The organism is Lysinibacillus sp. FSL R5-0849 (assembly GCF_038595075.1).
Classification (GTDB): Bacteria; Bacillota; Bacilli; order Bacillales_A; family Planococcaceae; genus Lysinibacillus; species Lysinibacillus fusiformis.
The window spans coordinates 4,271,562-4,283,914 of the sequence record NZ_CP152004.1; the positions used below are offsets into that span (position 1 = coordinate 4,271,562).

Here is a 12,353-nt window from a genome sequence, read left to right on the forward strand (position 1 = left end):
TATACAAATACAACTGTTCTTTCTATAAGAACAAAAGGAGATCGTATCTTTATGTGGAAAGGCCTTATTGAAGAATATAAACAATTTTTACCTGTAACAGAAAATACACCCGCATTAACTTTAAACGAAGGCAATACGCCTCTTATACATTTAGTGAATTTATCTAAGAAATTAGGCATTGAGCTTTACGGTAAAATTGAGGGTGCAAACCCAACTGGCTCATTTAAAGACCGTGGTATGGTGTTTGCAGTAGCTAAAGCTATTGAAGATGGTAGTAAGTGTGTGATTTGTGCCTCTACAGGAAATACATCCGCTGCTGCAGCTGCATATGCTACAAGAGCTGGTATTCAATCCATCGTTGTAATTCCTAAAGGAAAAGTTGCCCTTGGTAAGCTTGCACAAGCAACTATGTATGGTGCAAAAATCATTGAGATTGATGGTAATTTTGATGATGCTTTAAGTATTGTTCGCCAAGTAAGTGAAACAACTCCTGTCGCACTTGTAAACTCCGTTAATCCATACCGCATTGAAGGTCAAAAAACTGCATCATTTGAAATTGTAGATGCCTTAGGCTCAGCTCCTGATTATCTATGCATCCCGGTTGGTAATGCAGGGAATATTACTGCTTACTGGAAAGGCTTTAAAGAATATCATGCTTCTAAAGATTCTGGTCTACCAAAGATGTATGGCTTTGAAGCAGAAGGTGCAGCAGCAATCGTTAAAGGAGAGCCTATTACAAATCCGGAGACAGTTGCCACTGCTATTCGAATTGGTAACCCAGCTAGCTGGAAATTGGCAGAAGCAGCTCGAGATGAATCTGGAGGTATTATTGATTCCGTAACAGATCAAGAAATTATTGCTGCTTATCAATTAATCGCCAATACAGAAGGTATTTTCGTTGAACCCGGCTCTGCCGCATCATTAGCAGGTGTTATTAAATCAGTGGAGAACGGAAAAATTCCAAAGGGTTCAAAAGTAGTTACAATCTTCACAGGTAATGGACTAAAAGATCCCGATACAGCTATGGATGTATCCACAGTCGAAGTAATATCCCTTAAAAATGACGAGAATGAAATTCGAGAATATATCGAGGGAGTACTATGAGTAAAGCATGGCAAATCTCAGTTCCAGGAAGTACAGCCAATCTAGGGCCTGGCTTTGATTCCATAGGACTCGGCTTGTCTCTATACTTACAATTAACAGTTACTTTACAAGATACATGGGATATTATCCATCTTGATGATAACGGTCCTAAAAAGTTTGAGCTTGACGAACATTTACTATACGTCATTGCAAAAAAAGTTGCTGATCAATATGGTCAACAATTACCTGCATGCCGTGTCGAGATGGCTAGCGAGCTACCATTAGCACGTGGGCTTGGAAGCAGTGCTGCTGTGATAGTTGCAGGTATTGAACTAGCCAATCAAGTATGTGGGCTTAACTTAACAATACAAGATAAACTTAACTTATCATCCCAAATTGAGGGACACCCAGATAACGCAACCGCTTCTGTTTTAGGAGGCTTAACCATTTCTTCTATGGATGAAAAAGGTAATGTTGATACTTTTCATATCAATGAAATTGATGCTTCCTTTGTGGTATATGTACCAAATGTCGAATTAAAAACGAGCGAGTCTCGATCTGTATTGCCAGACCAATTTGACAGAGCCTATGCAGTTCATGCTTCGGCAAATGCTAATATGTTAGCAGCTTCACTAATGGCACGTGATTTCCAGCGTGCTGGGCGTTATATGGAAGACGATCTATTCCATGAACCGTTTCGTGCAAAGCTAATACCCGAGTATACAGAAATTCGTACAGCAGCAAAGATGAATGGTGCGTATGGTACAGCTTTAAGTGGAGCTGGCCCTACATTGATTTCTATCATTCCTTCTACCATTGCATATGACTTTGTTCAAACTATGAAAAATCAATTTCCTGAACATCAAGTGATTTTAACAAAAGCTGATGAACAAGGTATACAAGTACGTGAATATATGAAACGTCTACTATAATAGTAGGCGTTTTTTCTTGAAAGCAAGTGTGGATAAAACTAATATTATAGAAGTATAGGATTTACCTTGAAACACCTATTATTAACAACTAGGATGTGCGCTTTTCTAAGGAGGAACTATCTTGAAGCCAATTATATTCTGTGATTTCGATGGCACAATAACAGAAACTGATAATATCTTTTCTCTGATGACGGAATTTGTTCCACAAGAATCTGAGAAAATTGCAAAAGCTATGATGGAGCAAACCATTTCGTTTAAAGATGGGCTCTCTGCCATGTTTCATTTACTTTCTACTCAACAGAAAGATGAAGTCATTCAATATCTTATGGATACAGCTATCATTCGTGATGGCTTTGGAGATTTTGTTCGATATGCTCAAGATCATGGCATACCATTTTACATTGTAAGTGGAGGGGTCGATTTTTTTATTGAGCCTTTAGTAGAAAAATACGGTCCTTTCTCAGGTATTTACTGCAATACAGCTGACTTTTCTGGTGAGCAAATTAAACTGATTTATTCAAATAGCTGTGATGAGGAATGCGCAAAATATAGCATACAAGGGTGTGGTTGCTGCAAACCTAGCGTTATGCGGAAAGTGGCAAAAGAAGATCATTTTAAAATCGTTATCGGTGATTCTCTTTCAGATTTTGAAGCTGCTAAACAAGCTGATATTGTTCTGGCTAGAGATCATCTCATTCAACGCTGTGAAGAGCTTCAAGTTCCATATAAACCATTTATCACATTCCACGACTGTTTAAAAATTGTACAAGAACTTATAGAAACCAAACATACTATACCAGCAACTTAATGCACGACTATAAAAAAAAGGGAACCACATGAATGGCTCCCTTTTTTATAGACTTATACTAATAACACGAGGCTGATGGCCATGACAGCCATTCCAGCTACCAAACCATACATAGATAAATGAGTTTCATCATACCTCTGCGCTGCTGGTAATAATTCATCCAATGAAATAAAGACCATTATGCCTGCCACTCCAGCAAAAATGATGCCAAACATAACGTCTGTTAAAAATGGCATAAGGAGCAAAAATGCTACTATTGCACCGACGGGCTCTGCTAACCCCGATAAAAATGATAATTTAAAAGCCTTTCGACGATTACCCGTGGCAAAGAAAATCGGGACAGATACTGCTATCCCCTCTGGAATATTGTGAATCGCTACTGCTATGGCAATGGCAATTCCTACATTTGGGTCATTAATAGCTGACATAAATGTAGCTATCCCCTCTGGAAAGTTATGAATTCCAATAGCTAGAGCTGTAAAAATACCCATCTTCATCAAATGATCTTCATTGACCTGTGGCTTTATTGCATTCACATCTTCTACTAGCTTTACTTCATGAGGATTTGTTGATTTTGGAATGAATTTATCGATTAAAGCAATGAATAACATGCCACCGAAGAATCCGGCGATTGTCATCCAATAACCATTTGTAGTACCTAATGCATTCGTTAAAGCATCTTTAGCCTTAACAAAAATCTCAACAAGTGAGACATAAATCATAACGCCTGCAGAAAAACCCAATGCTAGCGATAAAAATTTTGTATTTGTTCGTGATGTAAAAAACGCTATTAAACTACCTACCCCAGTTGCGAGCCCTGCAAATAGAGTCAGTCCAAATGCTAGTAAAACGTTTCCGTCCATACCCTTCTTCCTTTTCCCTTTTTTTTATTGTACTCATCTTAACGCAGAAGTTTCCTAAGAGCAATTCTTTTTTACAAGGTAAATATCGCCCTTGTCCTTCCTTTATCCTTTTGCACAGAAAAAAGCAGTATCAAATCCTATGAATTTGATACTGCTCTCACAACCTATTTATGATTCGATTGGAATGTTTTTTTGCGACGTTCATACCAGATGACACAAATGATAAACCAAGTATAGCCCATACTCCAGCCTGCAAGTACATCCGTAGCAAAGTGTCTAGCACCAGCTATACGAGCTAATCCTATAAGCACCATTAGGATTGTAGCCCCAACCCACAATAGGATTTTACGACTTTTACTGTTATTTTCAGCTAATATATAAGCAGTTGCAAATAAATACAGAATACCCGTCATAGCATGGCCAGATGGAAAACTATACGATGTTAATTGATCTTCAATTTCAGGTCGTGCTCGTTGGATCCACTTTTTTAATACTTGATTTAACACATTCCCTGCTGCAAATGTTAAAACAACAAATAGCATGCCTCGATAATTTTTTGTCTTCCACGCTAAATACACAATCAAAAGTACCGCTACAATGACAACAAATATCGGTTCTCCTATATAATGAAAGACTTCAATAAATTGATTGCCAAAAAAGACATCTGCCATTTTCACATCAAATTTATTCATCCAATCACTTTGAAAAGTAAATTTTAAAAAAATAAAAATAATTAGTGTGATAATTGCCAAAGGATAGGCCCATTTTTTCATACGTTCACCTCAAAAACATACTGCTATGATCTTCATATCATAACATAATTATGTCCGAACTAGAGGGAGAGAAGCATTAATTTTTATAAATACAGTTTACATTCTTCAGTGACAATCATGGCCTGTTCATTAGGCTTGTTAAAATAATTAGAGACGACCAATGCAACAATGAATAAAATGGCCACGATAGGTAGAATTTTTCTAAATATCATCAACACACCTCTGTTCCACATCTATATTATTTGATGAGTACTGGATCAAACAGCCAATCCTTTGGACCAAAGTTTCGATCTTTTTCTCCTCTTACTTCACGAGAGATTCCATGTTTTATAATCACTTCTCTAAACCTTTTACTAAATAAAGTTTTTTTATAAAGATATCTTCCATCATGACTCCATTCAGCTGAGTAAAAGACATCGCCTTTTAAAGCAGCTAAATCTTCCTGATGATAAATATCTGGCCCCTTAATAACACCATTTAAACCACAGCTACATGGAGGTTGTTCAGTTGCAAAGTATAATTTCACTCTATCCTGACTACTAGACGGTAGAATTTGTGTAGGAATAATTTGATAAGCTGGCTGTTTTCCTTGCTCAGGTCCCTGATGGATTACCTCTAAAAATTCAAAGCCTTCTAGTTTTTCATTTTTCAATAATGCTACCAGTTCCTCTGAAGCTACCCAATATCCACTTACATGAACTAAATGACGTCCTTTCATGTGTGAAGTATCAATAACTATAGGAGATAATTGCTCTTTATCCATAAGTCCGCAATTTTTACAATGAGTACTTAAAGAAAATAAGGTCCCTTTGTCCTCTAGAAACATCTCGGGTGAATTTCCTGTTGAATTTAAAGTAAACAATGGTGCCCATTCATATTCCAAATCAGAAAACTCAAAGTAGAAACGCTCTCCTATTGAGACAATGCCAAATTCACGTTCTAATGACTCGTATACGGCAGCTACTTTCTCATATGTTACATCTTCATTTAATGTAAAAATAGGATTAAATTTTGTTTTTAAATTTCTCTTTCTAATTTCAGGCGCACCAATAGCAATACCATGACGATTATAAACGTTAATCACTTGATCTTGACTAGATTCATCTATAGAAAACAAATTTTCGAGTTCTACTTTCACAATACACGCCTACCTTTATAAAGTTTTATGGTGAAGTATATTGACTGCTAGTTACCATTCTATAATCTACCTTTTACATAGATAGTCAGGTTCCTTTATTTTGAAGAAAATCATTTGTATTATTACTCACTATAGCAAATCTACTTAACCACGGTAATTTAAGCGTACCAGTACTTATACCGATATTTCAACTTCGGGTTTACGCCAATTTTTTGGCGTGATTCATACGAAAATATGGCGTGATTTGGCGGACATAAAAATACACCGCCACTTTTTTGGCGGTGTTTGAAAATTTTATAGTAAATCAAGCATAATAATAAGGTGCTTTTTTCCATAAAATTATATGAGAAGAATTTTTGTCATAAAGTACCTTTTGATAGAAAAATACACCAACAGTATAGCATGGAATTTCTTTAGAGTAAATTCATTCTTTCAGCAAGATTGACAGCCTCTGTTCTTGAATCTACATTTAGCAAAGAAAAGAGCTGTGTTAAATATCTCTCAGTAGTTCGCTGAGGAATATTCAACTCAATAGCAATGGCTTTATTTGTATGACCTTCTGCAATCAGTCTTAAAATTTTCTTTTCTTTTTCATTTAAATGAATATCTTTAGCACTTTGCAATTTAAATTTATCATCCAGAAAATCTAAGAAATTTTTCGGTAGAACAAATTCACCATTTGCAATCGCTCTGACTGTCCGTATGATTTGCTCCTTAGAGGCCGTTTTCGCTAAAATGCCTTCTATTTTTCTCTCTAAAATAAGGGGATAATAATCCGTTATATCGTCTCCTGTATAAAGGATAACGGAAGCATCCGACTGAATAGATTTAATATGACGGGCTAAATTAATACCATTTTCCAATGGCATGTTAATATCAATCAGGTAAATAGCATATGGTTTATTTTTTATTCTTTGTATAACACATGTGGCATCACTTTCAGTATCAATTATAATATCTTCATTTTCGTGAAATAAATTTTTAGTTCCCTCTAAAACTATAGGGTGATCATCCACTATGAGCATGGTAATCATGTGTTTCACTCCCTTCTTTAACTGCTATTCTAATTGACATCCCTTGGTTTAGTTGTGAGTCAATATAAAAATGACCATTAAAGGCTTTTACACGTTCTTGCATACCTCGGATGCCCATTGACTCTGCTACGATAATATCCTCTACATGACACCCAACACCATCGTCACTATAAATGATTTCAAAACCATCATTCATTTCCTTTAGATGGATTTCAACAGTTGTTGCATAAGAATGTTTTAAGGCGTTATTCAGTACTTCTTGGAATAATCGATAAATCATTAAATTCATACGCTCATCTTCTAAATACAGACGATCTATTGAATAAATTAGAACAAAATTAGCTCTTTCTTGAACCTTTCGAATTAACTTTTCTAACGCAGCATTTAAACCTAATGTATCCAGTAATGGAGGCTTTAAATTCTCACAATATGATCGTAATTCATGTAGAGAGTCAACCATTTGCTTATGAATTTTTGCAAGCTTCTCCTGAATGTCTGTTGTATCCTTTGCATTAACAAGGACATCCACCTCTCTTGCAATATGAAGTTGTTCCTGCAAATTGGTGTCGTGTAGCTCTTGAGCTAACTGGTACTTTTCTTCTTCGAATCTCAACCATAACAGCTTATTAAGCCACGGCAATTGGCCGTCATCAGCTTGCTTCATATGCTTCAATTCCTCTAATAGTTCTTCCACCATCTTTGTATTTTCAATAAAATTATTTACATACAATAGGAGCAATTCGAGCCATAGTAGCTCCTCATCTTTTAAATGAATTGTATTGTTATGCCCCAGCACTAATGCTCGTTTATAATGTACATCCTGATGGAGAAATGCTAAATAAATTTTATCAATCTTGCGTATTTCTCCTAATCTTATATCATCCATTGTGTCAGGATGTATCAAAATTCTTTCCCCACTATTTGTAAGGAATTCATTCGTATCATAGTTATATGTTAAAACAAAAACATCCTCTAGCTCCAAATGAACAGAAACCTCATATGCGAATTTCTCTAAAAGCTCATCCATTTTAATAGTTTTCCCTATTTTATCGACAGCCGTGTACAGCTGATGAATGTAATCACCTTTTGTTGAAAATAATATTTTCCGCTTGCGATAGTCAACTTTTTCTTTTACATAAAAGAGTATTACTAACGAAGAAAATGTAAAGAAGGACACGCCTGACATGACAGTGATTCTTAAATGTTGACCGGCAATGAAATACAAGCCAACTGTGAACCATAAGGTAAATAGTAAAGAAAAAATAACATAGTAGCGCAATCTAGTAATATGATACTCGATATCAAATAATCGTTCTGCTAATTGTGTAAATATAAAGCTAAAAGGTATCAGTAATAAAAATAAGGAGCTAATCTCAGATGAAAGGATATACGTATGAAAAAGGATTTTTGGAAGTACATATAAAAATAGAAATGGTAAGAACGGAATCATTATACTACTTAATAAAATTTTCAACTGAGGTGAGCTATATTTGAAATAACTTATTAATAAAATACCTAAGATAATAATAAGCAAAATAAGGAACATAAATAATACAATATTCGAAAGTATATCATTAGAAGCAGGGAAAACAGTTCCAATACAAGCCAATATAAAACCAATCAAAGGCATTAAATAAAAGAACCGGATATTATTCGTAAACATCCATTTTGTTTTCATAAATGCAAAATAATTTCTTAAAAAATGTAATAAAATTACTAAACATAATAACATAGTAGTACGATTTACAATAATCCCTATCCCATCTAACCTACCCGAAACTCCACTACTTACATAAGCTAGCGAGACAGCTAATATAAAAAGAATTAGTAAATCTGTTAACCTAGTATTTCTTTGCTTGAAATATAAATAAAAAGCAACAAATAACGTTAATAAATAATAGCAAGCTGGAACTATTAATACATAAAAAAACTGCTGAGGAATATCTAAATGTTTAATATGTATATTTATTATTTGCCCATCTGGCTTCATAATTGTAAGGTCATTCGCAGATAGTATTTTTGATTTATATTTCAATTGATTTAGTTCGGCAATCGGGCCATCATCTACGTTTAAAACAGCATCGCCAATGGATATATTCTGCCCCTTAGCCCAATCTTTATAATATAGTTGAGATACTAGCCATTTACCATCTTTTTCTTCTACCCCAATTTCAATATATGGCGCGCTATAATTCACAAAATTTAAGTATAAACCTAACACTAAATAAAGAACTATAGCGGGCCAAAAAAACTTGCTACGCAAAGTTTTTAGTTCCAAATTTCACTTTCTATATTCATTTCATCAATAAATGCTTCTAAAATTGCCATTTGTTCTATAGATGAAATTCCAATTAATGAGGCTCTTTGTTCTTTTAATAATGCAACTAGGCTTGGGTTTTTTTCTAAGTACTGAATTACATTAATCATCCAATCGCTCCTCATCACTTTATTAATTTTTGTAGGTAGTCTTTAGCTAAATCATTTAATTCTATATTTTCAAGATCATTTATCGCCTTCAATTTATAGACATTTTTCACAGTAATTGCATAGCGTATTGCTCCGCCATTTGTCAACTCATTTTCTGCTTCTTTATGATCCAAAATTGTAACTATATCATCATTATAATAGTCAGCTACAGATTTTGAAACATCATTTTTCAGTGATAAAAGATAAATAATCGGCAAGGAGAATCTTTTATTTAGTAGGTCATTTTTAGGTCCCCATGTTTTCAAACTTTGGATATCATTTTTAATTTGTTGGATAATGCCTATGTACTTTCCATAAGCCTCTACTTCTTTGGATACTTCACCTTTGGCAAGAACCTCTCCTATTAAGCAACTCATCGCTGTTAAGGAACCAGATTTAAGTGTAATCATGTGTATATAAGAATCTTCATCCCGGCAGTTATTTAATAAGTCCAATTGCTGACCACTAATACTTTTTAATGCGCATTCTTCAAGTATTGTTATAGCCGCTCTTTTATGTTCAAAGGAAGTTTCGTCAATTGTTTTTGAAGCCATAATCAACATAGCTAGAGCAACGTTTAAAGAAAGTTCTGGCGTCCTGCTCCAACTATTATCTGAATCCTTATCTTGAAGATCATCAATAATATCAAAAGACAGTATTAAAAGTTCAACCGCTGCAGCAATTTTGTAAATGTCGTCATTTACACTATCTGAAAACGACTCATAGTGCCAATAGCATAATTTACCAAAAGAAAAACCTACTTCTATTTTTTCTTCTTTAAAGCTTTTAAACAGCAATTTTAGCTCATGATCAAGAAATGTTTCATTTTCAATAAGAATGTCTAATGATTTATTAATACACTCATCCAACCCGTTCAATAGTCCTCTCTCCCTCCCGATATATTAATAAATATTATATATATTTGTGGGAATTAATACTAGCAGTGTCAATATTTAATGCATATAATCCCATAGTTTCTTATATAAAGAAGTATCCCGCCAAAAATTGGCGTTAATTATACAAACCACGCCATTATTTTGTTAAATAATAGTTATAATATGGCGGTAGAGAACTATGTACCGCCATAAAATTGGCGTAAACTCACCATTGAAATGGCGTTATGACAGATGTTACGCTTATATTAATATAAATTGATTTTCGCATTGTCCTGATAGATTGATGAACATGAATTTTTTTGTACTGGGAGTGTTTTAAAATGAAAAATGGATTTAACGAAACTGTTTTCATACTTACGGCTACTTTTTCATGTAATATCTCTGTCTCAGCTGAAGAAATTACACTTAAAAAGCCTACAGAGGAGCAACTACGAATTGAACAGATTATTATTCAATCTGAGTTAAAAGCTTATCAAGAAACCTTAAAGGTCTATAAAAAGCTTTCAACCTTTTCAAACTTTATTAGTGATGTTCCTGGATTTGAAGATACATTTCAGCAAAAAAGAGATTACTATATTCAGCAATATGGCATTATTAAAATTTCGAATGACAACCTATCTAGTATGCCATCCGTCAATCCATTAACCTTTGGATTAAATATAGCGTCATCTACCGCTTACATGACAGCAAACTACACAATTATTAATGCTAGAGGACTGGCAGCGGTGACAGAATCATCTATAACTCATAAGCTATATGAAAATACTAGCATCTCAGGGCTTTCCATTAATGAAAGCACTATTTCCTTTAATATGGATGCTACATTTTGTAGGTCAATAAAAACACCGATTACCCATTAGTTTGAATAAGCTGATAGCAATGGCATCCCTTTTCGTTCCATTGTTATCTGCTTTTTTATGTACAACAAAAAGGTGCCTCAATCGCTTGAGACACCTCTAGGCTATTAACCTTTTACATAATATACTTCTTGTCCGCTTTCAATAATATGATCAGGCTTTGGCTTACCTGCGCTTGCCTTATGACCAGCAATATGCTCAGGGCTCTTCTCCCAATTCTTCCATGCTTCTTCTGATTCCCAACGAACCATCACTAGCACTTCCTCATCACCACGGCGAACTTTCTTAACAAGTACCTGTTTATCAATGAAACCAGGTTGTTGTTCAAGTAATGATGGTCCGTTTGGATTAGCACCAAAACGTTCCACCACTTTATCCGAATTCCCTTCCGTCACAACGATACGTTTAATTTGTACAAACATATTAGTTAAACGCCTTTAATACATCTTCAACTTTTAACGTTTCAGATTGTAAACCACCACCTGAAAGGTACCAAACTTCTGGATCTAGGTAGAATACTTTACCGTTTTTCACAGCGTTTGTTGCACTTACGATTTCGTTTTCAATTGCAGCTTTTGTACCTGATTCACCGTTTTCATTTACAACAGCGTCACGGTCAACTACAAATAGAATATCAGGGTTTGTTTCACGAACATATTCAAAACTTACATTATCACCATGTGTGCCAACTTTAACTTTCTCATCAGCAGCTTTCACACCAAATACATCATGAATAACACCGAAACGTGAACCAGAACCATATGCTGATAATGCGCCTTCACTACCTAATACGATTAAAGCTTTCTCTTCTGATGCAGTTGCTTTGCCTTTTACTTCTTCAACTTTTGCTTCATATGCAGAGATTGCATCTGCTGCTGCTTTTTCTTTACCAAAGATTTTACCAGCTAATTCTGTATTAGCTTTGAATGATTCTAGGAAGTTTTTGTTATCTACACCAATGTAAACTGTCGGTGCAATTTTAGATAACTCAGCATATGCTGCTGACGCACGACCAGAGATGAAAATAATATCTGGGTTGATTTCAGATAATTTTTCATAATCAGGCTCGAATAAAGTACCAGCGTTTACATAAGTGCTATCTTTATACTTGCTTAAGTAAGATGGTAATGAATCTTGTACTACTGCAGTAGGATTAACACCTAGTGCATCTAGAGTATCTAGGAAACCATTATCAAAAACAACAACTTTTTCTGGGATCTTATCAAGCTTTACTTCTTCAAACGTAGTATTACCATCGCGACCTTCAATTGTGCTACCTGGAATAGTTAGTGGATATGCTGAAGACGCCTCGTTTTGTTCTTCTGCCGGTTTGTCAGTTGACGTACCTTTATCTTCTTCTTTTGCTTCGTCTTTTGAACCGCAAGCAGCTAAAACTAATAGCATCATCGCCATTAATACTGTTAGTAATTTCCATTTTTTCATTTTAAAAATTCTCCTTTAAAATTTATTTTATAGTTAATGGATGGTTAAACCATCTGTTAC

Annotated in this window: 14 protein-coding genes; 4 read left to right on the plus strand and 10 right to left on the minus strand. The window is 34.8% G+C overall.

What is annotated here, in order from left to right; all coding sequences use genetic code 11:
- Positions 1 to 51: 51 nt before the first annotated feature.
- From thrC to MKY80_RS21140, 3 genes are all read left to right on the plus strand, one after another.
- Positions 52 to 1,104, plus strand: coding sequence for a threonine synthase (gene thrC, locus MKY80_RS21130; protein WP_008175156.1), 1,053 nt, complete (start codon positions 52 to 54; stop codon positions 1,102 to 1,104).
- Positions 1,101 to 2,015: a homoserine kinase gene (gene thrB, locus MKY80_RS21135; protein ID WP_008175157.1), complete on the plus strand. Its 915-nt coding sequence runs from the start codon at positions 1,101 to 1,103 to the stop codon at positions 2,013 to 2,015. Before thrC ends, thrB begins: the two co-directional genes overlap by 4 nt.
- A 121-nt stretch (positions 2,016 to 2,136) precedes the next feature.
- Positions 2,137 to 2,823, plus strand: a complete 687-nt coding sequence (locus MKY80_RS21140) for an MtnX-like HAD-IB family phosphatase (RefSeq protein ID WP_008175158.1) — start codon at positions 2,137 to 2,139, stop codon at positions 2,821 to 2,823.
- A gap of 53 nt (positions 2,824 to 2,876) precedes the next feature.
- Here MKY80_RS21140 and zupT read toward each other — a convergent pair whose 3' ends face one another.
- The 8 genes from zupT to MKY80_RS21180 form a co-directional block, all read right to left on the minus strand.
- Positions 2,877 to 3,686, minus strand: coding sequence for a zinc transporter ZupT (gene zupT, locus MKY80_RS21145; RefSeq protein ID WP_090002044.1), 810 nt, complete (start codon positions 3,684 to 3,686; stop codon positions 2,877 to 2,879).
- Between the two features lie 164 nt (positions 3,687 to 3,850).
- Positions 3,851 to 4,459: a phosphatase PAP2 family protein gene (locus MKY80_RS21150; RefSeq protein ID WP_089985781.1), complete on the minus strand. Its 609-nt coding sequence runs from the start codon at positions 4,457 to 4,459 to the stop codon at positions 3,851 to 3,853.
- 83 nt (positions 4,460 to 4,542) lie between these two features.
- The gene (locus MKY80_RS21155) at positions 4,543 to 4,671 is read right to left on the minus strand and encodes a hypothetical protein (RefSeq protein WP_255319030.1); all 129 of its coding nucleotides are present in this window, start codon (positions 4,669 to 4,671) and stop codon (positions 4,543 to 4,545) included.
- Between the two features lie 26 nt (positions 4,672 to 4,697).
- The gene (locus MKY80_RS21160) at positions 4,698 to 5,597 is read right to left on the minus strand and encodes a hypothetical protein (RefSeq protein WP_008175163.1); all 900 of its coding nucleotides are present in this window, start codon (positions 5,595 to 5,597) and stop codon (positions 4,698 to 4,700) included.
- 413 nt (positions 5,598 to 6,010) lie between these two features.
- Positions 6,011 to 6,622 (minus strand): response regulator transcription factor, encoded by a 612-nt coding sequence (locus MKY80_RS21165; RefSeq protein WP_258955260.1) that lies wholly within the window; start codon positions 6,620 to 6,622, stop codon positions 6,011 to 6,013.
- A complete protein-coding gene (locus MKY80_RS21170; protein ID WP_342531089.1) occupies positions 6,606 to 8,828 on the minus strand; it encodes an ATP-binding protein in 2,223 nt (740 codons plus the stop codon). Before MKY80_RS21170 ends, MKY80_RS21165 begins: the two co-directional genes overlap by 17 nt.
- A gap of 71 nt (positions 8,829 to 8,899) precedes the next feature.
- On the minus strand, positions 8,900 to 9,058 hold the full coding sequence (comX, locus tag MKY80_RS21175; protein WP_008175167.1) for a competence pheromone ComX: 159 nt from the start codon (positions 9,056 to 9,058) through the stop codon (positions 8,900 to 8,902).
- A 14-nt stretch (positions 9,059 to 9,072) separates the two neighbouring features.
- The gene (locus MKY80_RS21180) at positions 9,073 to 9,975 is read right to left on the minus strand and encodes a polyprenyl synthetase family protein (protein WP_089985782.1); all 903 of its coding nucleotides are present in this window, start codon (positions 9,973 to 9,975) and stop codon (positions 9,073 to 9,075) included.
- A gap of 338 nt (positions 9,976 to 10,313) precedes the next feature.
- On the opposite strand from MKY80_RS21180, the gene MKY80_RS21185 reads away from it, so the two are divergent.
- A complete protein-coding gene (locus MKY80_RS21185; RefSeq protein ID WP_342531091.1) occupies positions 10,314 to 10,853 on the plus strand; it encodes a hypothetical protein in 540 nt (179 codons plus the stop codon).
- A gap of 104 nt (positions 10,854 to 10,957) precedes the next feature.
- Here MKY80_RS21185 and MKY80_RS21190 read toward each other — a convergent pair whose 3' ends face one another.
- Both MKY80_RS21190 and MKY80_RS21195 read right to left on the minus strand, forming a co-directional pair.
- Positions 10,958 to 11,272 (minus strand): antibiotic biosynthesis monooxygenase, encoded by a 315-nt coding sequence (locus tag MKY80_RS21190; protein ID WP_008175171.1) that lies wholly within the window; start codon positions 11,270 to 11,272, stop codon positions 10,958 to 10,960.
- A gap of 1 nt (position 11,273) precedes the next feature.
- Positions 11,274 to 12,293: a siderophore ABC transporter substrate-binding protein gene (locus tag MKY80_RS21195; protein ID WP_089985784.1), complete on the minus strand. Its 1,020-nt coding sequence runs from the start codon at positions 12,291 to 12,293 to the stop codon at positions 11,274 to 11,276.
- Between the last annotated feature and the right edge of the window lie 60 nt (positions 12,294 to 12,353).